This window comes from Lactonifactor longoviformis (assembly GCF_042848515.1).
In the GTDB taxonomy this organism is placed as follows: domain Bacteria; phylum Bacillota; class Clostridia; order Lachnospirales; family Lachnospiraceae; genus Lactonifactor; species Lactonifactor longoviformis.
The window spans coordinates 3,773,729-3,799,764 of the sequence record NZ_AP031453.1 but is presented as its reverse complement, the minus strand read 5'-3'; the positions used below and the strand labels follow the sequence as shown (position 1 = coordinate 3,799,764).

The 26,036-nt window shown below is 46.3% G+C and carries 13 protein-coding genes and 1 other annotated feature; all 13 genes read left to right on the top strand.

Annotation, left to right across the window (positions count from 1 at the left end; all coding sequences use genetic code 11):
* The first annotated feature begins 251 nt into the window (after positions 1-251).
* Positions 252-5,288 (top strand): family 43 glycosylhydrolase, encoded by a 5,037-nt coding sequence (locus ACGHCT_RS17210; RefSeq protein WP_390437024.1) that lies wholly within the window; start codon positions 252-254, stop codon positions 5,286-5,288.
* Positions 5,289-5,376: 88 nt separating this feature from the next.
* Positions 5,377-7,371 carry a DUF6805 domain-containing protein gene (locus ACGHCT_RS17205; protein ID WP_390437023.1) on the top strand — a complete coding sequence of 665 codons (1,995 nt, stop codon included), beginning with the start codon at positions 5,377-5,379 and terminating at the stop codon, positions 7,369-7,371.
* A gap of 224 nt (positions 7,372-7,595) precedes the next feature.
* Positions 7,596-9,053: a LamG-like jellyroll fold domain-containing protein gene (locus tag ACGHCT_RS17200; RefSeq protein WP_390437022.1), complete on the top strand. Its 1,458-nt coding sequence runs from the start codon at positions 7,596-7,598 to the stop codon at positions 9,051-9,053.
* Positions 9,002-12,724 carry a beta-L-arabinofuranosidase domain-containing protein gene (locus ACGHCT_RS17195; RefSeq protein WP_390437021.1) on the top strand — a complete coding sequence of 1,241 codons (3,723 nt, stop codon included), beginning with the start codon at positions 9,002-9,004 and terminating at the stop codon, positions 12,722-12,724. The genes ACGHCT_RS17200 and ACGHCT_RS17195 overlap by 52 nt, the downstream gene beginning before the upstream one ends.
* Positions 12,725-13,110: 386 nt before the next feature.
* A complete protein-coding gene (locus ACGHCT_RS17190) occupies positions 13,111-14,730 on the top strand; it encodes a response regulator (RefSeq protein ID WP_390437020.1) in 1,620 nt (539 codons plus the stop codon).
* A 4-nt stretch (positions 14,731-14,734) separates the two neighbouring features.
* Positions 14,735-16,204 carry a sensor histidine kinase gene (locus tag ACGHCT_RS17185; protein ID WP_390437019.1) on the top strand — a complete coding sequence of 490 codons (1,470 nt, stop codon included), beginning with the start codon at positions 14,735-14,737 and terminating at the stop codon, positions 16,202-16,204.
* Between the two features lie 191 nt (positions 16,205-16,395).
* Positions 16,396-17,472, top strand: coding sequence for a substrate-binding domain-containing protein (locus tag ACGHCT_RS17180; RefSeq protein WP_390437018.1), 1,077 nt, complete (start codon positions 16,396-16,398; stop codon positions 17,470-17,472).
* Positions 17,473-17,844: 372 nt separating this feature from the next.
* Positions 17,845-18,918: a substrate-binding domain-containing protein gene (locus tag ACGHCT_RS17175; protein WP_390437017.1), complete on the top strand. Its 1,074-nt coding sequence runs from the start codon at positions 17,845-17,847 to the stop codon at positions 18,916-18,918.
* 120 nt (positions 18,919-19,038) lie between these two features.
* Positions 19,039-20,550, top strand: coding sequence for a sugar ABC transporter ATP-binding protein (locus tag ACGHCT_RS17170; protein ID WP_072848725.1), 1,512 nt, complete (start codon positions 19,039-19,041; stop codon positions 20,548-20,550).
* Positions 20,550-21,608 carry an ABC transporter permease gene (locus ACGHCT_RS17165; RefSeq protein WP_072848724.1) on the top strand — a complete coding sequence of 353 codons (1,059 nt, stop codon included), beginning with the start codon at positions 20,550-20,552 and terminating at the stop codon, positions 21,606-21,608. Before ACGHCT_RS17170 ends, ACGHCT_RS17165 begins: the two co-directional genes overlap by 1 nt.
* Positions 21,609-21,622: 14 nt before the next feature.
* Positions 21,623-22,642: a sugar ABC transporter permease YjfF gene (locus ACGHCT_RS17160; protein WP_072848779.1), complete on the top strand. Its 1,020-nt coding sequence runs from the start codon at positions 21,623-21,625 to the stop codon at positions 22,640-22,642.
* Positions 22,643-22,826: 184 nt separating this feature from the next.
* Positions 22,827-23,090 (top strand): metal-sensing transcriptional repressor, encoded by a 264-nt coding sequence (locus ACGHCT_RS17155; protein WP_072848723.1) that lies wholly within the window; start codon positions 22,827-22,829, stop codon positions 23,088-23,090.
* Positions 23,091-23,121: 31 nt separating this feature from the next.
* On the top strand, positions 23,122-25,683 hold the full coding sequence (locus ACGHCT_RS17150; protein WP_072848722.1) for a heavy metal translocating P-type ATPase: 2,562 nt from the start codon (positions 23,122-23,124) through the stop codon (positions 25,681-25,683).
* 53 nt (positions 25,684-25,736) lie between these two features.
* Positions 25,737-26,035: a binding site (T-box leader), on the top strand.
* Position 26,036: the final 1 nt, after the last annotated feature.

Genomic DNA, 26,036 nt, shown 5'->3' with positions numbered 1-26,036 from the left:
GAAGTAATCCGCTGTTTTTTGTTGGATTTCTTTTGGTTGTATGTAAATGGTTCAACATGTCTGTAAAAAAACAAACATGTTTCCAATAAAAACGTACCAAATAATTTTCCATGTAAAATATTCCACTTTTTCCAAATGGTTGTTCGTAGAGGAAAACCTGTACAGATGCTATGATTTTGGCAGTGAATTTGTCAAGTATGACCGCAGAAGGTCTATACAAGCAAACATTAATTATGAATGGAGGAGAATTCATGAAAGAAAGAATGAGAAGACTGGCTGTGCTTTTCCTTACGGGAACAGTGGTGATTACATCCACTCCTACGTCGGCAATGGCTTCCGCTCTGCAGAATGACAGTGCAGCAGAACTAAGCACAGAGGATCAGCAGCAGGATGAGGACACAGACGAGCCAGCCGTGGAAAACGGGGAGACGCAGGAAGAAAGTGAGACGGAAGAGAACGACCTGAGTGCTGCTCCCGCTGCAGTAAGTCTGGAAGACGAAGCGCAGCCTGCTGCTGCGGCAGAGGAGGATCAGGAGATTGTACATTACAGCATGGAGGTTCAGGACGGCCTGCTGAAGAACAATGCCCAGGAAGGCATGGACGGAACTCTTGAAAATCTTTCTGAAAAGAATGTAAATACATATAATGGAGTAAGCACTCTGAAACTGGACGGCAACGGATATGTAAAGCTTCCGGCAGGTATCCTCACAGACAATACTATGACGGTGTCGGTAACAGTTGCGAACACCAGAGCAGCCGATCAGATGCTGTGGGCCTTGGGAAAAGACAGCTGGAATTATACTTTCTTTACTCCGGCAAACGGCAGTAAAAAGATGAAGCTGTCTGTTGCACAGCAGGAACCGTATAACTCTACAGGTGCCTGGGCAAAAGAAAATAATATTATTCCTGACACAGGGGCTTTCCTTGACGGAAGTTATCAGACGTATACGATTGTCTACGATGGAGAGACAACAGCTATGTATTTGAACGGAGAAAAAGTAGGAACCGGCAACAATCCTTTTGACCTCTCTACCTTTGTGGACGCAGACGGCTCCAGCGGTTATATTGGAAAATCCGTATACAGCGCGGATGGTTTGTTCCAGGGACAGATCGCCGATTTTGCTATTGCTAATTATGCTATGTCAGAAGAAGAGGTAAAGGCAAATGCTGTCACAGACTTTAGTGATTACATAAAAGCGGATATACACAGTGCTATGCTGAATGGGAATGCGGGCGCAGATGCTATTTCTACCAAGCTGGCATTTCCCGCTAAAGTAGACGGAGTGGAATTGTCATGGGGCACTCCGTCCAATACCGATGTAATTGCAGCTGACGGTACTGTAAAACCTCCCACAGATGAAGACGCTGTGGTAGAGATTCCGGTATCCTTTGTAACGAATGGCGAGACTGTGAATGAAACCTTTCAGGTGACTGTGACTGCGGTAAATCCTTCCGAGAGACTGCAGGAAGCAGCTGATGCCCTGGAGCTTCCCTATGAGGAAGTGTACGGCAACATAACACTGCCTACCGCTTCTACCTACGATACAACAGTAACATGGGAAACTGACCATGAAGAAATTGTAGATGTAAAGGAACATGAAAATGAGGGCTATGACCCTACACCTGCAGGACAGGTGACACGTCCCGCAGAGGATACAAAAGTTACCATGACAGCTATTATCAGTGATGGTACACTAAGTATAGAGAAAGACTTTACATTTACAGTAAAGGCTGCACCGGAAGAAATTAAAGAGTCAGATTATACAGACTATTTCTTTACTTACTTTGCCGGTGAAAAATATTCTAATGGCGAGCAGGTGTATTTTGCTGCCAGCCAGGACGGATTAAACTGGACTGACTTAAACAATAACGATCCTGTACTCACATCAAAGTTAGGGGAGCAGGGCGTGAGAGATCCTTATATCCTCCGCTCTCCGGAAGGCGATAAGTTCTATATGATCGCCACAGATTTAAAAATTTATGGAAATAACGACTGGAACCGTGCACAGAGAGCAGGAAGCAAATCCTTAATGGTATGGGAATCCACGGACCTGGTAAACTGGTCTGAGCAGCGTATGGTTGAGGTTGCAAGGGATGACGCAGGCTGTACCTGGGCCCCGGAGGCGACCTACGATGAGAAGACAGGTGAATACATTGTATACTGGGCGTCCAGAGTTGCTGAGGATGGCTACGGAAAACAGAGGGTATATTATGCAAAAACAAGAGATTTCTATACCTTTACTGAGCCGGAAGTAATGATTGAGAAGAGCAATGATGTCATTGACACCACGATTCTCAAGGAAAACGGCAGCTATTACAGATACTCCAAAGATGAATCCAAGAAATGCATTAAAGCGGATAAAGTAGATACACTGCTCCATGCAAACCCGGTTGATTTGAACACCCCGGTGCTGAACAATCAGGGCGGTGTGGAAGGCCCGACCATCTTTAAATTAAATGAGGATGACAACAGTGAATGGAAATACTGTCTGTTGGTGGATAACTACGGGGGAATAGGTTACTATCCTCTGGTATCCAATGATTTGGACGGCGACTTCACGAAATTAACCGAAGGCTTCCGTATGCCTTCCAGAGCAAGACACGGGACACCTATGAGAATCACTGCTGAGGAATATAAGAATGTAGTGGAGGCTTACGGCGTACCGGCAAAAGAAGAGGAAGAATCTAAGGAACCTGTGCTGGAATACAACTTTGAATCCGATGCCGGAAACAGCATTGCGGATACCGGCAAAGGTGACAATCACGCGGACGACGGTACCGCATACGGCAATGCGAAATTTGCAGTGGACGGGGAAACCGGAAGCCGGGTTCTGCAGCTTGACGGAAGCAGCAATACCTATGCAGCCTTCCCGCAAGGCTTTATGGACGGAAGAAATGTAATGACAATTTCCATGGATGTGAAATCTCAGATGAGCAGCGGAAGTTTCTTTACATTCACATACGGATTGAACAACAGCAAGTATAACTTCCTGAAAGTCAGCGGCAAAAACGTCCGCTATGCGATCACCCAGGACAGCTACTCGAAAGAAAATGAAGTAAAGACTGCAGACGGGGCAGACCTCGGCAAATGGCAGAACGTAACTCTTGTTGTAGATGGAACGAAGCTGGATATGTATCTGGACGGTGTATTGGTTGACTCAAACGAAAATGCAAAGGTTCTGACTTCAGACCTTGGGAAAAATCTGAGCGCTTACCTGGGCAAATCCTTCTACAGCGGGGATGGCTACTTTAAAGGAAGCTTTGACAATGTTAAAGTATATAACAGGGCGCTGACTGCCGATGAGATTAATGATGAAATTTCTGAGGCAGCAATTGTAAAGGTTGCGGCAGAGGGATATACCATCAGCAATCAGTCCATTGACAAAAACACAAAGAAGATTCATCTGGATATCAGCAGGAATAACAGCGAAAAGGCTGATCTTACAAAGGTTCCGCTGGATATTACCGTATCTCCAAATGCGGTTTTGGAACAGGAGAATAAAAAGGAATTAAATCTGACAAAACCTGCAGAGGTTAAGGTGACAGTAAACGGCCGGGAAGAAGTATGGACCGTGGAAGCAGCTTTGGCTAATAATACAGTACTTCCAGGAGAATATGCGGATCCTGATATTGATGTCTTAGACGGAAAGTTTTATATCTATCCCACCACGGACGGCTTCAGCGGATGGTCAGGAACTCAGTTCCATGCATTTTCATCTGAGGATATGATTAACTGGGTAGATGAAGGCGTTATCGTAGATGTGGCAAGCAATGATGCAGTAGCCGGAACCAACGAAAACGGCGTTGATATTGCAGGAGTTCCCTGGGCAGTGGGCAGTGCATGGGCACCTACCATTGAAGAGAAAAACGGAAGCTATTACTTCTATTTCTGTGCAAAAGAGAGCAACGGGAAATCAGCAATCGGTGTGGCAGTATCCGACAGCCCCAACGGTCCATTCGTAGCAGAGGAAACTCCGCTGGTAACGATGGATCTCTGCAGCCAGAATGGTGTGAGCATGGGACAGACCATTGATCCATCCATTTTCACGGATCCGGACACTGGAAAATCCTATATGCTGTTCGGAAACGGCAGTGCGGCAATCGTAGAGCTGGGTGAAGATATGATAAGTCTGGTGCCGGATACGATGCAGAATCTGGAGGGTGCGAAAGACTTCAGAGAAGCGATTACAGTGACTAAGAGAGACGGAATATACCATTTTACCTGGTCCTGCGACGATACAGGCAGTGCAAATTACCATGTGAATTACGGTACCTCGGATTCCCTGTACGGACCAATTACATTCCAGAAAACCATTTTATCCAAAGATGCATCTGAAAGTATTCTGGGAACCGGACATCACTCAATCCTCCAGATTCCCGGCAAAGATGAGTACTATATTGCATACCACAGATTCGCAACACCTCTGGGACAGTATGATTCCGGGTTGGGATATCACAGAGAAACCTGTATTGACAAACTGGAATTTGACGCTGAGACAGGTCTTATGAAAGAAGTAACACCTACACAGGAAGGGATCACAGAGCCAGTGTCTCTGATTGTAGAAGGCTGGGAGCAGGATGGTGACAGATGGAGCTATGTAAATCCTGACGGTTCCTATGTGGTAAATGACTGGAAGCTGATTGACGGCAAATGGTATCATTTTGATAAGAGCGGGTATATGCAGACTGGATGGCTGCAGTTAGGAAACACCTGGTATTACCTGAATGCTGACGGGGCAATGGCGACGGGTTGGTTATTAGACGGGAAGACCTGGTATTACCTGAAATCCAGCGGAGCAATGGCAACCGGATGGCTGCAGTTAGGAAGCACCTGGTACTATCTGAAGTCCAGCGGGGCAATGGCAACCGGGTGGCTGCAGTTAGGAAGCACCTGGTACTATCTGAAATCCAGCGGAGCAATGGCAACCGGATGGCTGCAGTTAGGAAAGACTTGGTATTACCTGAAATCCAGCGGAGCAATGGCAACCGGGTGGTTATTAGACGGAAAGACCTGGTACTATCTGAAATCCAGCGGAGCAATGGCAACCGGGTGGTTATTAGACGGAAAAACCTGGTATTACTTAAAATCTAACGGAGCAATGGTAACCGGGTGGTTATTAGACGGAAAGACCTGGTACTATCTGAAGTCCAACGGAGCAATGGCTACCGGCTGGGTAAAGGTAAGCGGCAAATGGTACTACCTGTACAACAGCGGAGCTATGGCATCCAATACATGGGTGGGAAGATATTATGTAAATGCTTCCGGAGTATGGACAAAAACAAGATAAAAGTGCATAATTAAATAAAGCAAAGGAAATAGGGAATATGTGAAGCAGGCATATTCCCTATTTGCCATACTGGGAGGAGGAATTTCGGATGAGAAGAAAAGGGTTTTGGAAAAAGGGGTTGGTTATGATACTCGCAGCGGCGGTCTGGGCCGGCAGCTTAGGACCTGGAGTATCTGTTTATGCCAAAGGAGATGCAAACCCGCCCCGGGGGCCGGAAGAGGGCGGTGGAGAGGGCGACTTTGAACCTGAGGTTGGAGAGATGCAGATCCTGGAAATGAAACAGGTTTTAAGAATGAATGAAGTCAGTCATGTCAGGCTTACAGAATTCGGCAGTCCGGAGAAAGAGACCTTCTATAATCTTCAGTCAGAACGCTCGGAAGCTGAACTGGCCATAGAGGGCAGGCCCGGCCGCAAAGCCTGGGAGGATGGATGGTTCAGCTATACTCTTCCGGTAAAGGCGGTTGATAAAAACTATCTGACCACTGTATATTATGGGGAGGAGAACCAAGAGCCCTATAACATACTGATTAATGGTGACATAGAAGCTTTAGAGGAGACGATGTCTGACGCGGAACGCACCGTTTACTCGGACGGCTTTTATTCGGTGAGGTGTGAGATCCCTCAAAAGTATCTGTCAGCATCGTCTATTACAGTGAAGTTCGTACCCAAAGATAATTCCGGCAGCGCCCTGTATGGGCTTTATCTGGGAATCGGCTATGACAAATCCCCGGAGCTGCAGGACTTATCGTTTGACATTGGTGAGGTGGATCCGGTATTCCAGGCAGAAAACAGTGTATATACAGTAAGAGTTCCCCGAAATACGGATAAGATACATATGACAGCAGTACCTCATAAACAGGACGGCCTTGTAAAGCTATATGATACCGGCCTAGAACGGTATGTGCTGGTGGACGATGAGAAGGCCGTCTCTCTCCTTTTAACCGGCGAGAAAACAGAGTTCCGGCTGAAGGGAAGTGCGGAAGACCACAGTACCGAGAGGCTTTATACGGTCACTGTAGTAAAAACAGGGGATAAGTCACAGCTGGAAGGTCTGGTTCAGACAGCAGAACGCAAGGTGGAAAAGGAATATACCAAAGAAACCTGGTCAGCGATGGCTGGCGAATTAAAAGCAGCGAGATCCCTCCTAAGCAATAAAAATGCAACGCAGACAGAGATAAACAGCCAGGCAGAAAAACTGAGGAGAACCATAGAAAATCTGAAAAAGGCTCCAGCGGCAGATACCGGCAGGTGGATTACTGACAGCAAGGGAAGCTGGTATCGTTATCCTGACGGGACATATCCGAAAAAAGCCTGGAAGGTAATAGAGGGCAAATGGTATTATTTTGATGATAGTGGGTATGTGAAAACTGGATGGTTCCAGCAGGGAAAGATCTGGTATTACAGCAACTCAAAGGGGGTAATGCAAACCAATTGGCAGAAAGTCGGAGGAACCTGGTATTACTTCAATGGAAGCGGAGCCATGGTAACTGGCTGGCAGCTGATTGGAGGAACCTGGTATTACTTTAATGGAAGCGGGGCTATGCTGACAAACTGGCAGAAGATAGGCGGTATCTGGTACTATTTCAATGGAAGCGGAGCTATGGCAGCCGGGTGGCAGAAGATAGGCGGAACCTGGTATTATTTCAATGAGAGCGGAGCCATGAAAACCGGGTGGCAATGGATAGGCGGCCGATGGTATTATATGAATGGAAGCGGAGCCATGCTGACCGGGTGGCAGAAGCTGGGAGGCATCTGGTATTATTTCAGCGGAAGCGGCAGTATGGCAACCGGCTGGCAGAAAATCGGGAATGTCTGGTATTATTTTAACGGAAGCGGGGCTATGCTGACCGGGTGGCAGAAGCTGGGAGGTAGCTGGTATTATATGAATGGAAGCGGAGCTATGCTGACCGGGTGGCAGAAACTGGGAGGCAAATGGTACTTTTTCAATGCTTCCGGGGCTATGCAGACTGGATGGATCTATCTTGGAGGGGCCTGGTATTATTTGTATGAAAGTGGTCAGATGGCGGTCAATACCTGGATTGGCAATTCCTATGTCAATGCCTCTGGTGTATGGATAAAATAGAATAGCAGAAAAAGGGAAGGATCCCATACAGCTGTATTAAAAAATCGGGCTGTATGGGATTTTTTGTTTCTTTTCTAACTTTATTTGTAAAAAAACGAACCAATATCATAAGAAAATGTAAAGTGAATATCATATCCCACTTAATTCCAATCGTCCTCTGTGGAAGTGTAAATTCTATTTTTATACAATGAAATCACTGAAAAATGAGAAAAGGAGCGTGCATTATGAGAAAAAAGAAAAGGATTGCAACACAATCTACTGCATTTGTTCTCACAGGGGTAATGTTGGCCGGAAGTATTCTTCCATCGCTGCCGGTCTATGCGGAAACGGACAGTCTGGCCTTGCTGAATGAGAGTAAGACTCTGGAGATGTCCTTTGACGGAACCCTGGAGGATAAGGTGCTTACGGACAGAAGTGTCCTGGCCAGAGGCCGGGACGGCGGCGAGAAGGAAGCTGTCTACACAGAAGGGGTGAGCGGAGAAGCCTTGCAGCTGGACGGCGCCACCTACATCGATCTGGGAACGGAACAGGATATACAGCCTGAGAATCTGACTGCCTCTGTATGGGTAAAGGCAAATGCAGTGTTGTCAGGGGAACAGCTGATTACCTGGAACAAGGGGGCATATAATGAAGACGGCTGGTATCTGAACACTACAGACAATAATCCGCTGTTTTTATCTGTGGGAACGGCAGTCAGCGGCAGCCAGCCACAGGAGTATTATGTGGAAGGCAAACGCTCCGAGTTTTTCCCAGCTGGTGAGTGGGTACATGTGGCAGTGACTTATAACGCAGAAACCCAGGAAGCAGCTATGTACAGAAACGGAGAAAAACTGACGGTAAAGGCAAAATACAATTCCAGCAGCGGAATTCATGGATCTGACTGTACGAAAACCCTGGGCAACAATGGCACGGTTCACAACGGCGGCTGTTCCAATATCAGTCTGGATGAGTATTCCGTATACAGTACAGTGGCTGACGATGCTCAGGTACAGGAGCTTTATAAGCTGTATGCAGACCCATCAGGGGGAGGAGAAGATCCAGATCCTTCCTTTACAGAGGAAAGGGTTCTGAACTTGGCCTTTGACGGAGATACCACAGATACGTCTGAGAAAAATCACCCCGTTACGATTGTTGGGGAGAACTATGGGTATATCCAGGGCGCTGCCGAGGGAACCCAGGCGCTGGAGCTGAAAGGAAAGACTTATGTTGATTTGGGAACCGACGCTTCTTTAAATCCGTCCAGCCTTACCTTCTCTTTCTGGGTAAATCCAACCCAGGATATGGGAGGCGGGGAGCATCTTTTTGTGTGGAATAAAGAAGCCTACTATTCAGACGGCTGGTATCTGTCTTCTGAAAACAAAGATAAACCGCTGAGTATATCCATTGGATCTTCCAATGATTGGAAACAGCCATATAAGGTTGGGGTAGAGGCAGACAGAAGCGAGTTTTTCCCGGTGGGAGAGTGGACGCACATAGCTGTCAGCTTTGACGATACGACCAAGGAAGTTACCATGTACCGGAATGGAATCCGGCAGAAGGTAACCGTATTTAGCCCTATTGGAACAGACGGGGCGGACGGAACCATTGATCAGGGAAATGAGATGAAAAAGCGTTGGGATACAATGGTCCCGTGCATAACAGTACTTATGGCATCTTTGCCATGGATAATGTGGCTCTTTTGAACTGTGCATCTACCCAGGACGAGGTATTGGAGCTGTTTGAGGAAACACAGGCATTTGACAGGCAGACGCTGGTCGACGCGGACGCAGAGGCTTTATCTCTTCCGGCATATACCAGAAAGGATCTGGATCTGCCCGATAAAGGGACAAACGGCAGCACCATTACCTGGGAATCTAACCGCAAAGACATTATCACAGATGACGGAAAGGTAACACTTCCGGAGGATGCGGATGCGGAGGTTATTATGACAGCCCATCTTGCCTACGGCAAGGACTATACGGCTGTAAAAGAGTGCAAAGTAGTGGTATCTGCCGCTAATTGGAATCTTACCAACAACGGGATGGATAAGGTGACTCTGTCGGACAGCTACCTTGTGAATGCACAGCAGAAAGAGTATGACTATCTGCTTTCCATGTCCTCCAACAAGTTCTTATATGAATTCTACAAGGTAGCCGGCCTGGAGCCGCTGACGGACAGCGGCTATGGCGGATGGGAGAGAAGCAATGCTACAAACTTCCGTGGACATACCTTCGGACATTACATGTCGGCACTGTCTCAGGCTTACCTTGGCTGTAAAGATGAGGCTACGAAGACTGCCCTTTTGGAGCAGATGTCTGACGCGGTAGCCGGTTTAAAAGAGTGCCAGGACAGCTATGGCAGTACACATCCGGACAGCAAGGGGTATATATCCGCGTTCAGAGAGAGCGCCCTGGATGCTGTGCAGGGAAGCGGCGGCACAGATGAGAATGTACTGGTGCCCTGGTATAACCTGCATAAGGTGCTGGCCGGTCTGATTGACATTGCGAAGAATGTGGACGGACAGGTTGGAGAAGACGCTTTGGAAGTCGCTATGGGCTTTGGAGATTATATCTATACATCCAGAACCAGCACATGGACGGACGCCCAGAAGAAAAAAATGCTGACGATTGAATACGGCGGTATGAACGAGGCGCTGTACGAGCTGTATAATATTACCGGAAACCCGGACTACAAGTCAGCGGCAGAATGCTTTGACGAGACAGAGTTGTTTGTACAGCTGAGTCAGGGAAAGGATGTGTTAAACGGCAAGCATGCCAACACTACCATACCGAAGTTTATCGGCGCCTTAAAACGCTATACCGTACTGACACAGGATCGCTACTATGGAGAACTGACACAGGACGAAAAAGATAATCTGGAAATGTATCTGACAGCTGCAGAGAACTTCTGGGATATTGTTGTAAAAGACCACACCTATATTACAGGAGGCAACAGTGAATCCGAACATTTTCACGCCGCAGGCAGTTTGGGACAGTACGCAAATAACAGAACCTGTGAAACCTGCAATACGTATAACATGCTGAAATTATCCAGGGCCCTCTTCCAGGTAACTGGGGATGTGAAGTATATGGATTATTATGAAAATACATATATTAACGCAATCTTATCCTCCCAGAATCCTGAGACCGGAATGAGTATGTATTTCCAGCCTATGGCTCCGGGGTATTACAAACTCTACAGTTCTCCCTATGACAGCTTCTGGTGCTGTACGGGAACCGGCATGGAGAACTTTACCAAACTGGGAGATACCATCTATCTGAAAAATGGGAATCAGCTTTTTGTGAATATGTTCTTCCGTTCTGCGTATGCAGACAGCGAATTCCAGGTTTCCCAGGAAGCCAATATACCGAACAGTGACAAAGTGAGCTTTACCGTTGGCGCCGTACCGGAGGGCGGATCTGTAATGGTGAGAAAGCCTGACTGGCTGGCAGGCAAGGCAGCTATAACCATTAACGGGACAGCTTCCGAATGTAAAGTGACGGATAATTATTACCAGCTGGATGGCCTGAAAGCGGGAGATAAGGTTGAGATTACCCTGCCCATGGAAGTACAGGTATATGAAATGCCTGATGACAGCTCCATGGTGGCTTTCCGATATGGTCCCGTTGCTTTGAGCACAGGTCTTGGCACCAATAATATGGATCAAAGAGAGGGGGCAGGCATCATTGTATATGCGCCTGTTCTGGATAAATCAGCCACTGACACCATCACCATGACAGATGAGAAGGTGGAGGACTGGAAGGCAGGCATCAAGGAGAATCTGGTCCGCATCGAAGATACAGAGGACGGACAGGTGCAGTTTGCGCTGAGAGGAACGGATCAGGATGATAAGCTGTTCTACACGCCTCATTATCTGCGGCATAACGAAAGATATGGATTATATATGAATCTCTCAGAGCCTGATTCCGGGGAATACCAGCAAAAGCTGCTGGAAAGCAAAGAGACATTGAGAGAAAAGGAAAGCAGCTCTGCCTACCTAACAAACTTTGACAATAATAACTCCGAGTTCTCCCTTGGATTGAAACATTCTGATAATTCTGAGGTGGGTACCTATGGAGGAAGACAGTACCGGCATGCAGAAAAGGGCGGCTGGTTCAGCTATGATTTGCCTGTGAATAAAGAGGCTGAGAAGAATTACCTGTTTACTACCTATTATGGCGGAGATAAGGGAAGAAGCTTTGATATCTATATAAACGGAGAAAAATTTGTCACAGAAACATTATCCAATACGGAATATCCTTTGACATCGGATGGATTCTATACCGTGAAAAGAGAAATACCTGAGAAATATCTGACGGGAGACAGTATTACAGTGAAGTTCCAGTCTACGGGAGGTCTTGTGGGAGGTCTGTATGGCATCAGTGTGGGAACAGATTATGATACTAACGCTGAATTACAGCAGCTTTCCTTCGATATAGGTGAACTTTCACCTGAATTTAAGGGGGATGTCAAAGAATACACTTTAACCGTTCCCAAAGACACAGAGGCTGTAAGGATGACGGCTGTTCCCATGAAGGCCAGCGGTTTGGTATACGATGGAGATGTGCTGTTTGATGATACAAAAGCACGTCTGGTAAAACTGGATGGAGACGCAACAGAAATCCTCCTTACAAGCAAAGCACAGGATCACAAGAGCTCAATCCAGTATACGATCCATGTGGTGGAAGGAGATATAGAAGAAAAGAAAGAAGGATGGCAGCAGGACGGCGACAGATGGCTGTACATGATGGAAGACGGCACTTATGTGGAAGACGACTGGAAATTGCTCGACGGCAAGTGGTATCATTTTGATGAGAGCGGTTATATGCAGACAGGCTGGCTGCAGCTTGGAAGCACCTGGTACTATCTGAAATCCAGCGGGGCAATGGCAACAGGCTGGCTGCTGGATGGAAAGACCTGGTACTACCTGAAATCCAGCGGGGCAATGGCAACAGGCTGGCTGCTGGATGGAAAGACCTGGTACTACCTGAAATCCAGCGGGGCAATGGCAACAGGCTGGCTGCTGGACGGAAAGACCTGGTACTACCTGAAATCCAGCGGGGCAATGGCAACAGGCTGGCTGCTGGACGGAAAGACCTGGTACTACCTGAAATCCAGCGGGGCAATGGCAACAGGCTGGCTGTTGGACGGAAAGACCTGGTACTATCTGAAATCCAGCGGGGCAATGGCGACAGGCTGGCTGCTGGACGGAAAGACCTGGTACTATCTGAAGTCTAACGGGGCAATGGCAACGGGCTGGCTGAAAGACGGCAGCAGATGGTATTATCTGAGAGACAACGGAGCAATGGCTTCCAACACGTGGATTGGAAAATATTATGTAAATAAGTCCGGTGTATGGACCAGAACAAGATAGAGTAAAAGTATTACAGCGAGGGATGTGTTCCGGATGGAACATATCCCTCGTATTGCGATAAAAACGTAAGAAATCAAACCAAAATCATATGAAAACGTACAAGAAAAATAAATTTCCAAAAAAATCCACCTTTTTAGTAAATGCGTGGAGAGACAGAATCTGTGAAATCTGTTATAATCCTCCATGAAGCTATATAGGTAATATGAGGCAGAAGACTTCAATTAATTCCTTGGAGATTTCTGCCTTTAATATACAGTGGAACTTAGGGGCATGCAGAAAGCACCCCTTACTACATACGCTGCGGGCGGGCATACCGCAGGTTTCTGCGGTTGTTCATATCTCATTTACGTTCACAGAAATGGGAAAGGCTGGAGGAGGAGAAAAACGTGTTAAAAGTGTTTTTAGTGGAAGACGAAGTAGTTATGCGCAAAGGGATTAAGAATAATATACCCTGGGAAAAAGAAGGCTTTGTTTTTGTGGGGGAGGCCAGCGACGGGGAGCTGGCGTATCCGCTGATCAAGAAGACGAAGCCGGATATCCTGATCACAGATATTAAAATGCCTTTTATGGATGGATTGGAATTGAGCAGCATTGTGAAAAAAGAAATGCCTAATACCAAGATTATTATTCTCAGCGGGTACGGAGAATTCGACTATGCAAAACAGGCTATCAGCATTGGGGTTACCGATTACCTGCTGAAGCCTATCAGCTCCGCTAAACTTCTGGAATCAATCAAGGAGGTTGCGGCTGTGATTGAAAAGGAGCAGGAACAGCTGAAAATGATGGAGCAGTACGAAAATGAGATGAAAGAAAATATTACCATCAAACGCCAGAATCTGTTCCAGAAAATACTTGCAGGTCAAAGCTCTGCTATGGAACTTATGGAGGAGGCCCAGGATCTGGGCCTGGAGCTCACCGCGCCGGCCTATCTGGTAATGATGTTTAAGACTGTCATATACGGAGACTCCAGCTGCTATTCCGAGGCGCTGGTGAAAGCATCAAAGGAGATTATGGATCTGGCAGCCTCCTACGAACAGGTGCTGACCTTCGACAGAGGACTGGAAGGTCTGGCATTTGTCATTAAAGGAGACGGTGAAGAGGAACTGCAGGATTTTACAGCAGAGTTTGTAAGAGCACTGAAAGCTGTGATGGACGGGTACCACAGCGTGGAATATTTTGGGGGGATCGGCAGCGTAGTACAGCGCCTGAGAGACCTGAGCCAGTCCTATGATGCGGCCAGCAAGGCATTTTCCAGCAGATTCTTTACGGAGTGGAATAAAATAGTCAGCTATAAAGACGTGAGCAAAATGCATCACCTGAACGAGGATAAAATTGATCTCAATGCCATTCAGTCCTCCCAGATGGACCGAAAAGAAGTAGAAGATTTTCTGAAAAACGGTACGACTGAGGAAGTAGACAACTTTATTGAAGAGTATTTCCTGCGGGTGGGGGAAAGCAACTATAAATCCTTGATGTTCCGGCAGTATATAGTCATGGATCTATTTGCCTGTGTGCTTGGATTTCTGGAGGGGCTGGGTGTGAATCCGGACAAATTGCCGGAGGAGCTGCAGAATATTAATGAGACGGCCACAAAGATTCTTTCCATAGAAAATCTGAAGTTCCGTCTTCGAAAGCTTTTCTCCGAAGCGATCCAGCTCAGAGACAATGCGTCCAAGGGAAAGTTCCATCTGCTTCTGGAGGAAGCCAAACATTATATAAAGGAAAATTATTACCACAATGATATCTCCCTGAATACCGTAGCCACCAATGTCAATATCAGCCCCAGCTATTTCAGCAGTATCTTCAGCCAGGAGACTGGTCAGACATTTACCGAATATCTCACCGAGGTGAGGATCGAAAAAGCAAAGGAGCTTCTTATGTGCACAAATCTCCGGGCTTCAGAGATTGGATATCAGGTAGGATATAAAGACTCCCATTATTTTAGTTACATATTTAAAAAGAAAACAGGCTGTACCCCAAAAGAATACCGGATGAGAGGCAGGTAGTTCTATGATGATGAAATTATCTCTGAGAAAGCGGCTTACTGTGCTCACCTGCAGCATCTTGGTTCCCTTGTGTATCCTGGTGCTCTCTCTGACTTTTATGCTGCTTTCTTATGGACAGAAGTATGACAGTGTCGTAAATAATATTTCGGTGGTCAACCGGTATAATACTACATTTAAAGACTGTGTGGACTATACTGCGTACCGCATGGTAATCGGGGGGAAGACTGCAGATGAACTGGTGGCAGCCAAGGATCCCAGGGATCAGTATGAAGGGCAGAGGATCCAAAACCCCAGGGAATTGATCGGCAATGCCAGAAAGGATTTCCAGTATCTGCTTACGGTGACAAAGGATCAAAAAAATGCCAGAAGAATTCGTTGGATATTGAAGTGCCTGAACACCCTGGATGACAGCATAAACAAGATGGAAAAGCAGGTAAAGCTTAGCGGGTACTACGCGGATAATATGAATATCCTGATCAACGGAATCTATATTATTACAGAAGATGTCCAGGAAAATATACAGGAATATGTATACTATGAAACTTTAGGATTTGAGGAAATCCGCCAGGATCTTTCCAGCAGCATCAGTCACTCGGTACAGATAAGCACAGCCGCTCTGATTGGGATATTGGGTGTCAGTATACTGATTTCCAGAAAAATTGCAAACAGTGTAACCAACCCCATCCGGGAATTATGTGCCGCTACAGAGCTGGTTGCCCACGGGGATTTTACTTCTCCTACGGAAATTGACTCCGGCAATGAACTCCAGGTACTGACGAACAGCTTTAATCATATGAAGGGTGCCATCGCAGTCCTGGTGGAGGATATTAAGAAAGAGCAGAAAAAACTGCGGGTAACGGAGCTGCGCCTTCTCCAGGCCCAGATTAATCCCCATTTCCTGTACAATACGCTGGATACGATTATGTGGCTGGCAGAAGGCGGGGATACAAAACAAGTAGTGCAGATGGTATCTGCCTTGTCAGACTTTTTCAGAACTGTGCTCAGCGAGGGCAAGGAAATGATTACCATACAGGAGGAGGAAGCACATATCCGCAGCTATCTGATTATCCAGCAGTTCCGCTACCAGGATATTATGGAATATGAGATTGACATTGAACCTTCCTTATATACAAACCTGATTTTAAAGCTCACCCTGCAGCCGCTGGTGGAAAATGCGCTGTATCATGGAATTAAAAACAAACGAGGGGGAGGGAAAATCTGGGTAAAAGGATATAAGGTGGAAAACATAATTATATTTAAGGTTTCAGATAACGGGATTGGAATGGATGAGGAAGAACTTAAGGCCCTGGAAGACCATGTAAAAGAGCGGAAAGGAAAAAAAGGCGGCAGTTTTGGGCTTAGAAATGTAAATGAGAGGATTCAGATTACCTATGGGGAGGAGTACGGTCTGTCTTTTGAGAGTAAAAAGGCCTGTGGTACCACAGTGACAGTCACCTTGCCCGCGCTGGGTTAAAAGAAATTATACCTTTTTCGAAAAATATCTAACAAACAGCCAAAAACTAAAAAAATCGTAAGATAAAATACAAAATAGAGGAAGTTTTCGGTTTTTTTTATTTTCAAACTTGGTAGAATTAGATACATCAGAAGGATGTAAGAAACATCTGAATGGATACTATTAAACTATAATTAAGGAGGAACTAAAGTATGAAAAGAAAGGTATTAAGCGCGTTATTATGTGCAACAATGATGGCAGGGATGCTGGCAGGCTGTGGAAACGACTCCTCAGAATCCACCTCCACTGACACAGAGACAAAAACAGAGAGCACAGATGCTGCAGGAGCTGAGGACGAGGCCGATGCCAGTGACGCGAAAGCAGGAGATGACGATTTAATCGTAGTTGGTTATGCACAGGTTGGTGCAGAGTCTGACTGGAGAACTGCTAATACAGAATCCTTCAAATCTACTTTTACAGAAGAAAACGGATACAAGCTCATCTTTGATGATGCACAGCAGAAACAGGAAAACCAGATTAAAGCAATCAGAAGCTTTATTCAGCAGGATGTAGATTACATAGTAGTAGCACCTGTAGTAGAAACCGGATGGGAGACAGTACTTCAGGAAGCAAAAGAAGCAGGAATCCCTGTTATTCTTTCTGACAGACAGATGGATCTTTCCGATGACTCTCTGTATACCTGCTGGGTAGGCGGAAACTTCGTAAAAGAGGGTGAGGACGCAGGAGACTGGCTGGCACAGTATCTGGAGTCTAAAGGAAAAGGCGAAGAAGAAATCAATATCGTAACTTTACAGGGAACTATCGGAGCATCTGCTCAGGTTGGACGTACCGAAGGTTTTGGAAACAAACTGAAAGAACACAGCAACTGGAAGATGTTAGATATGCAGACCGGAGAATTTACACAGGCAAAGGGCCAGGAAGTTATGGAATCCTTCCTGAAATCCTATGATGACATTGATGTAGTAATCGCAGAGAATGACAACATGGCATTCGGAGCAATCGACGCTATCAAAGCAGCAGGAAAGACCTGCGGACCAGAAGGCGACATCACAATCATCTCCTTTGACGCAGTAAAAGCAGCATTCGAAGCAATGATCGCAGGCGACTTAAACTGTGCAGTAGAGTGTAACCCATTACACGGACCTCGTGTAGCTGAAATTATCCAGAAATTAGAGGCTGGCGAAGAAGTAGAGAAGATTCAGTATGTGGATGAAAGTGTATTCCCGGCTGACACAGCAGCTGAGTTCATCGACGGACGTGCATACTAATCAGAATATGTAAGCAAATGAAATCATAATTACGGGTCCCCGGAGTTTTTCAACAACTTCGGGGACCTGTTTGTTTTCAGGCAGAAATTCTATGATTGCAGAGGGAAAAGATGAACAAGTTGTAAAAGATTATACAAGCATGAAAAAAACAGGAGTGGAATTGTATTTCCAGGAATACAAAAAATAACACACTTTTTTCCAATTAAATTGTACAAAACTTCTTTTTCACAAAAAAATCAAAAAATATATTACAAAACAGCGGAGCCTCTCCGTTGTTTTTTATATGGAAATTGATAGAATTAATACTGTAATCAGGGTGCAGAGTGCACCGGAAGATAAAGAATAATAAAAATGTATATAAGGAGGAACAACATGAAAAGAAAGGTATTAAGCGCGTTATTATGTGCAACCATGATGGCAGGGATGCTGGCAGGCTGCGGAAATGATTCTTCTGAATCCAGCTCCGCTGACACAGAGACAAAAACAGAGAGTACAGACACAGCGGAAGCTGGGGACGAGGCTGATGCAGCAGATACAAAGGGAGACGATGATTTAATCGTAGTTGGTTATGCACAGGTTGGTGCAGAGTCTGACTGGAGAACTGCGAATACAGAATCCTTCAAATCTACTTTTACAGAAGAAAACGGATACAAGCTCATCTTTGATGATGCACAGCAGAAACAGGAAAACCAGATTAAAGCAATCAGAAGCTTTATTCAGCAGGATGTAGATTACATAGTAGTAGCACCTGTAGTAGAAACCGGATGGGAGACAGTACTTCAGGAAGCAAAAGAAGCAGGAATCCCTGTTATTCTTTCTGACAGACAGATGGATCTTTCCGATGACTCTCTGTATACCTGCTGGGTAGGCGGAAACTTCGTAAAAGAGGGTGAGGACGCAGGAGACTGGCTGGCACAGTATCTGGAGTCTAAAGGTAAAGGCGAAGAAGATGTAAACATTGTAACCTTACAGGGAACCATCGGAGCATCTGCTCAGGTTGGACGTACCGAAGGCTTTGGAAACAAACTGAAAGAACACAGCAACTGGCATATGTTAGATATGCAAACCGGAGAATTTACACAGGCAAAGGGCCAGGAAGTTATGGAGTCCTTCCTGAAATCCTATGATGATATTGATGTAGTAATCGCAGAGAATGATAATATGGCATTCGGGGCAATCGACGCTATCAAAGCAGCAGGAAAGACCTGCGGACCTGACGGGGACATCACAATCATCTCCTTTGACGCAGTAAAAGCAGCATTCGAAGCAATGATCGCAGGCGACTTAAACTGTGCAGTAGAGTGCAACCCGTTACACGGACCCCGTGTTGAGGAGATTATTCAGAAGTTAGAAGCCGGCGAAGAAGTAGAGAAGATTCAGTATGTGGATGAAAGCGTATTCCCGGCAGATACAGCAGCTGATTTCATTGACGGACGTGCTTATTAATCTTTAAAAAGCATTCGCAACGATAGAAGGCCAAGGGCGATGAGGCAGGGGAGCCTTATGTAAGGCTCCCCTCTCACGCCTTAGAATAACAGTGATGAAAACAGGAAAGGCGGAGATGATATGGAGCAGGATATCGTATTAACCATGCGAAATATTGATAAAAACTTCCCAGGCGTAAAAGCTCTGCAGAATGTGGATTTTACTCTTAGAAGGGGTGAGATTCATGCACTTATGGGAGAAAACGGAGCAGGTAAATCTACTCTGATTAAAGTATTAACAGGCGTTGAAGAATTCGAAACAGGTGAAATAAAGATTGAGGGCATTGACCATCCCATCATCAACAAATCCCCCCAGGAGGCTCAGATTCATGGAATCAGTACTGTATATCAGGAAGTTAACTTATGTCCGAATCTGTCAGTAGCTGAGAACCTGTTTATCGGCAGGGAGCCCAAAAAGGGAGGCATGATTGACTGGAGAACTATGAACAAGAAGTCTAAGGCTTTACTGGAAGGTCTGGATATTCATATTGATGTAACTGCGGCACTTGAAAATTATTCCTTAGCCCTTCAGCAGATGATTGCTATTGCCAGAGCGGTGGATATGTCGGCTAAGGTTTTAATACTGGATGAACCGACGTCATCTCTTGACGACGGTGAAGTGGAAAAGCTCTTCCACCTGATGAACCGTCTGAAAGAACAGGGCGTTGGAATTATCTTTGTTACCCATTTCCTGGAACAGGTATATGCGGTATGTGACAGAATTACTGTACTCAGAAACGGTACGCTTGTCGGTGAATATAAGATTGAAGATCTGCCGAGAGTACAGCTGGTTGCAAAAATGATGGGTAAAGATTTTGATGATTTGGCAGCTATTAAGAAAGAAGGGGCATCAAGCGTTAAAGATGAAGTCATTATAGATGCCAGACAGCTGGGTCATAAGGGTACTATTAAACCATTCGACCTGAAGATTAATAAGGGAGAGGTGATCGGTCTTACCGGTCTGCTTGGCTCCGGGCGTTCCGAGCTTGCCAGAAGTATCTACGGAGCGGATAAGCCAGACTCCGGAGAATTGTATGTAAAAGGAAGCAAGTTCCATGCAAATACACCGCTGGATGCTATGATGCAGGGAATGGCATATCTGCCGGAGGACAGAAAGGCAGAGGGAATCATTGCAGATCTTTCTGTGAGGGAGAATATCATCATTGCCCTTCAGGCTAAGCGCGGTATGTTCAAATTGCTGAGCAAAAAGGAGCAGGAAGAATTTACCGACAAATACATAGATCTACTGCAGATTAAGACTGCTGACCGGGAAACCCCTATTAAACAGCTCAGCGGCGGTAACCAGCAGAAGGTAATCCTGGGCAGATGGCTTTTGACCAATCCGGATTTCCTGATTCTGGATGAGCCTACCCGCGGTATTGATATCGGTACTAAGACCGAGATTCAGAAGCTGGTGCTTCAGCTGGCAGACGAGGGTATGTCTGTGATGTTCATTTCTTCCGAGATAGAAGAAATGCTTCGTACCTGCAGCCGTATGGCTGTACTTCGTGACGGCTCCAAGGTTGGAGAACTCAAAGAAGAGGAACTCTCTCAGGATTCCATCATGAAAGCAATCGCAGGAGGTGCAAATTAATGGAAAAATTAAAGAAGATTACAAGCTATCGCCTGTTTCTTCCACTGCTGTGTCTGGCTATTGTGTTAATGATTAATATTATTACAACACCTACCTTTTTCCAGATCAGTGTGAAAAACGGGGTATTATATGGTTATATTATTGACGTTATCAACCGTGCCAGCGAGCTGGTAATTCTGGCCGTAGGTATGACACTGGTTGTATCCTCATCCGCAGGAACCGACATTTCTGTGGGTGCGGTTATGGCTGTGGCGGGAGCTGTATGCTGTTTTGTTCTGGCCGGAGGCCAGCAGGCAGTAAACGCTTACTCTAATCCTTACATTCTGGGATTTTTGGCGGCTCTTGTTGTGGGTGTTATCTGCGGATGCTTTAACGGCTTTCTGGTAGCCAAGATGAAGATACAGCCTATGGTTGCCACGCTGATTTTATTTACCGCCGGCCGCGGGATTGCACAGCTGGTAACAAAGGGACAGATTACATACATCCGTGTTGACAGCTTTAAGTTACTGGGCGCTAATATTCCGGGACTGCCTCTGCCTACTCCGATATTCATCGCAATCGCAGTTGTAATTATTACCGTAATAATTTTGAAGAAGACGGCTCTTGGCATGTATATACAGTCTGTAGGTATTAACTCCAGGGCATCCCGCCTGGTGGGCCTGAAATCCACTATGATTATCTTCCTTACCTATGCATTCTGCGGATTATGTGCAGGTATCGCAGGTATGATTGCAACCTCCCGTATCTATTCAGCGGACGCGAATAATATCGGACTGAACATGGAGCTGGATGCCATCCTGGCTGTTGCCTTAGGCGGCAATTCACTGGGTGGCGGTAAGTTCTCTCTGATGGGAAGTGTTATCGGAGCTTACACCATTCAGGCACTGACCACAACATTATATGCCATGAGTGTATCTGCAGACCAGATTCCGGTATATAAGGCAATCGTAGTTATCGTAATCGTAGCACTGCAGTCACCGGAATTTGCTAAGATTAGAAAGAAAATTGCAGGTAAATTCCACTCAGAAAAAGCAGAATCCAAAAAGGAGGTGGCATAATGGGTAATAAGAAAATGAAAAGCAAGAAGAATATAGACGGTAATGCATTCTTACTGCTGATTACCATCGTGCTGTTCTTCGCTATGTACATCATTGGAGTCATTGCATTCCATCAGCAGGGATTCGGTAAAACCCAGAACTTTTTAAATCTGTTTATATCCAATGCCGGTCTGATTGTCATTGCTGCTGGTATGACGGTAGTCATGATAACAGGAGGAATTGATATTTCTGTTGGTTCCGTGGTTGCTCTGACTTGTATGATGCTGGCCTGGATGATGGAGAATAAAGGCATGGGAGCAATCCCGGCGGCCGTCATTGTACTGGTAATGGGACTGGTATTCGGTTTTGTACAGGGATGGCTGGTGGCCTATCTGAAGCTGCAGCCCTTTATCGTAACACTGGCGGGAATGTTCTTTGCCAGAGGTATGACGGCTATTATCAGCCAGGACATGATCAGTATCAAAAATGAAATGTTCCTAAGCTGGGCAAAGTATAAAATATACCTTCCCTTTGGAGGATATGTTAACAGAAAAGGGGTAATGATATATCCTTATATTTATCCAAGCGTTATCATCGCACTGTTAGTGCTGGTAGTCGTGTTTATCATGCTGAAATACACCAAGTTCGGACGTTCCATCTACGCTGTGGGCGGTAATGAGCAGTCTGCTCTTCTCATGGGTCTGAACGTAAGAAAAACAAAACTGAAAGCTTATATACTGGCCGGATTCCTCACAGGCCTGGGCGGATTCCTGTTCTGCCTGAATACCTGTTCCGGATTCGTAGAGCAGGCAAAAGGATTCGAGATGGACGCCATTGCATCTGCCGTAATCGGCGGTACACTGCTGACCGGCGGTGTCGGTAATGTCTTCGGAAGTCTCTTTGGGGTATTAATCAAGGGTACCATCGAGGCATTTATTACCTTCCAGGGTACACTTTCCTCCTGGTGGACGAAGATTACCATTGCAGCGCTGCTGTGCTTCTTCATTATTCTGCAGAGTATCTTTGCATCTGCAAAAGCAAAGAAGAAAAAATAAATGTTAAAAAGGGGACGTGTTCTTTCTAAAAGGAACACGTCCCAAAATCGATCAGGGGTGTCCCCAATTGAGGTAAATTAAAATTGTCCGGTTACGCTTGACAGTTTTATTTTTTTGTTTTATAGTATGACTATACCCCCGGGGGGTGTATAAGGGCGATGCAAATGGGGAAAGGAGTTTGGATATGCAGGCTGATAAGAAAAAAATCACCCGTCTGTTAAAAACTGCACGGGGTCAGATGGACGGTATCTTAAAAATGGTGGAAGAGGACAGGTATTGTATTGACATTTCACAGCAGCTGATGGCCACAGAGGCTATTTTAAATAAAGCGAATAAGGAGATACTAACGGCACATCTGAAGTGCTGTGTGGCGGACGCGAAGAGCGATGAGGAAAAAGAGGCTAAAATTGATGAATTAGTCTCTATGCTTGGTAAGATACTAAAGTAGTAGAATACGATGTAACGAAAGGAGAACGCAGATGAAAGAAAAATTTGATGTAACTGGCATGACCTGTTCTGCATGTTCCTCCAGGGTAGAAAAAAGTGTGGCAAAGTTAGAGGGGGTCCAGTCTGTGAGTGTCAATCTGCTCACTAACAGTATGCAGGTTGAATTTGATGACGGCAGACTGTCTCCGGGCGGTATCGCGGAGGCAGTGGTAAAAGCAGGTTATGGCGCCAGCGTGCATGAGGAAAAAGCAGGCAGTGTCCGGAAGACTGAAAAAACAGAGGCAGGGGAGAATCCTGTTGAGGCACAGCTGAAGAATATGAAGTTTCGCCTGTGGGTCTCTTTTGGATTTCTGATCCCGCTGATGTATGTATCCATGGGACATATGGCAGGACTGCCCCTGCCTCCCTTCCTGGCCGGACTGGAGAATGCGGTGGGATTTGCGCTGACCCAGTTTCTGCTGTGCCTGCCGATTGTCTATGTGAACCGGGTATATTATATCAAGGGCTACAAGACGTTATTCCACATGGCTCCTAACATGGACAGCTTAATCGCCATTGGATCCACGGCTGCCCTGGTTTACGGCATTTTTGCTATCTATCGGATGGGGTACGGTCTGGGCAGCGGGGATATGGAGCTGGTAGGACAGTACCATATGGACCTATACTTTGAATCGGCGGCTATGATTCTTGCACTGATCACCCTGGGCAAATATCTGGAAACCAGATCCAAGGGAAGAACCAGCGAGGCCATTACCAAGCTGATGGATCTGGCACCTAAGACAGCTGTTGTGCAGCGGGAGAGCGGTCCGGTGGAGATCCCTGTTGAGGAAGTTGTGGTGGGTGACACGGTTCTTGTGAAACCAGGTCAGAGCATCCCTGTGGACGGGGTGATTCTTGAGGGAAATACCAGTGTTGACGAGGCAGCCATTACAGGAGAAAGCATCCCTGTGCAGAAGTCGGAAAAGGATGCTGTCATAGGGGCAACGATTAATAAAACTGGTTTTATCAGTATCCGGGCTTCGAAGGTAGGGGACGATACGACCTTCTCCCAGATTATCCGGCTGGTGGAAGAGGCCAGTTCCAGCAAGGCCCCCATTGCTAAGATAGCTGACAAAATTGCGGGGGTATTTGTCCCGGTTGTTATGGGGATCGCTCTGCTTACTGCAATTGTCTGGCTGGCATCCGGGGCGACCTTTGAATTCGCCCTGTCTTCAGCCATCTGTGTGCTGGTTATATCCTGCCCCTGCGCACTGGGTCTTGCAACCCCGGTGGCGATCATGGTGGGAACCGGCAAAGGTGCGGAGAACGGTATTCTGATTAAGTCCGGAGAGGCGTTGGAGACAGCACACAGCATACAGAGTGTGGTGATGGATAAGACGGGTACCATTACCCAGGGCAAACCAGTGGTTACCGATATTGTTCTCTTATCCGGGGACAAGGACAGACTTCTTCAGGCAGCTGCAGGTCTGGAAGCAAAGAGTGAGCATCCTCTGGCTGAGGCGATTATGGAATATGCTTCCCGGGAAGGGATTGCGGTTCCTGGGGTTACAGAGTTCCAGTCCCTGCCCGGAATGGGAGTGGAAGGCAAGGTGGAGGGAGAGCTTTACTACGCGGGGAATCTTCGGATGATGCAGGAAAAGGGAATCAACATCCAAAAGTGTGAGGAGCAGCTGTCCAAACTGGCCGACGAAGGAAAGACCCCTCTTCTGTTTGCAGACAGTAAAAAGGCAGTTGGAATTATTGGTGTGGCAGATGTTGTGAAGCCAACCAGCAAAGAGGCGATCCGCCGGTTTACGGAGATGGGAATCGAGGTTGTAATGCTTACCGGTGATAATAAGAGAACAGCTCAGGCTATTCAAAAGCAGCTGGGAATCCAGAAGGTTATCGCCGAAGTACTTCCCCAGGATAAGGAGAGGGAGATTGCCAGACTCCAGGAGGAAGGCAAGACAGTGGCAATGATCGGGGACGGCGTGAATGATGCCCCTGCCCTGGCAAGGGCTGATGTAGGGATGGCAATCGGTGCGGGTACCGATGTGGCTATTGAAAGTGCTGATGTAGTGTTGATGAAAAATGATTTATTAGACGCGGTAACGGCAGTCCGTCTCAGCAAGGCTGTAATCCGGAATATAAAGCAAAACCTGTTCTGGGCCTTTTTCTATAACAGCCTGGGAATTCCTCTGGCAGCGGGAGTCTTCTACCACTGGCTGGGCTGGAAGCTGAATCCCATGTTTGGAGCTGCGGCGATGAGCTTAAGCAGCGTGTTTGTAGTATCCAATGCCCTTCGTCTGAAGCTGTTTAAAAGCAGCAGCAAAACTTGGGAGTCTGCGGGGCAGCCGGCAGAGGAAGGGACGGAAATAATAGAGAATGAAAAGGAGAGTAAGGTCATGAAAAAAACAATTAAGATTGAGGGAATGATGTGTCAGCACTGCAGAGGTGCTGTAGAGAAAGCGCTGAATGCCATGGATGGAGTCAATGCGCAGGTAAGTCTGGAGGATAAGGCGGCTTATGCGGAGATCTCAGGTGACGTCACTGATGAAATGCTGAAACAGGCAGTCACAGAGGCCGGCTACGAGGTAGTGGAGATTTCAGACTAAAATCAACTTGACAAATACAGATATAGACTGTATACTATAAAAAATCAAATAAAATAAATGCGATGACAAGGAGGAGTACATACTCGCCAAAGTCCCAGAGAGAAGATGGATGGTGTGAATCTTCACGGAGGAAGTATGGAAGTAGCCTTTGAGCAGTGAGACGAACAGGCGGCAGGCCCAAGTAGCACTCAACGTATCTTTCCTACGTTACAGGGAAAACGGTATCGATAGCAATGTCCGTACTGATAAGTGTGAAACTGTCAGGAGGTATACTATCCGTACTGGCAGAGTGCGGGAAGCAGCAGTCTTCCTGAATTTAGGTGGTAACACGGATGAGATATTCGCCCTAAGCT

Excerpts from the sequence above, each read along its gene's own strand:
- ACGHCT_RS17210 (WP_390437024.1), top strand. The coding sequence starts at position 252 with ATGAAAGAAAGAATGAGAAGACTGGCTGTGCTTTTCCTTACGGGAACA.
- ACGHCT_RS17205 (WP_390437023.1), top strand. The coding sequence starts at position 5,377 with ATGAGAAGAAAAGGGTTTTGGAAAAAGGGGTTGGTTATGATACTCGCA.
- ACGHCT_RS17200 (WP_390437022.1), top strand. The coding sequence starts at position 7,596 with ATGAGAAAAAAGAAAAGGATTGCAACACAATCTACTGCATTTGTTCTC.
- ACGHCT_RS17185 (WP_390437019.1), top strand. The coding sequence starts at position 14,735 with ATGATGATGAAATTATCTCTGAGAAAGCGGCTTACTGTGCTCACCTGC.
- ACGHCT_RS17180 (WP_390437018.1), top strand. The coding sequence starts at position 16,396 with ATGAAAAGAAAGGTATTAAGCGCGTTATTATGTGCAACAATGATGGCA.
- ACGHCT_RS17175 (WP_390437017.1), top strand. The coding sequence starts at position 17,845 with ATGAAAAGAAAGGTATTAAGCGCGTTATTATGTGCAACCATGATGGCA.
- ACGHCT_RS17170 (WP_072848725.1), top strand. The coding sequence starts at position 19,039 with ATGGAGCAGGATATCGTATTAACCATGCGAAATATTGATAAAAACTTC.
- ACGHCT_RS17165 (WP_072848724.1), top strand. The coding sequence starts at position 20,550 with ATGGAAAAATTAAAGAAGATTACAAGCTATCGCCTGTTTCTTCCACTG.
- ACGHCT_RS17160 (WP_072848779.1), top strand. The coding sequence starts at position 21,623 with ATGAAAAGCAAGAAGAATATAGACGGTAATGCATTCTTACTGCTGATT.
- ACGHCT_RS17155 (WP_072848723.1), top strand. The coding sequence starts at position 22,827 with ATGCAGGCTGATAAGAAAAAAATCACCCGTCTGTTAAAAACTGCACGG.
- ACGHCT_RS17150 (WP_072848722.1), top strand. The coding sequence starts at position 23,122 with ATGAAAGAAAAATTTGATGTAACTGGCATGACCTGTTCTGCATGTTCC.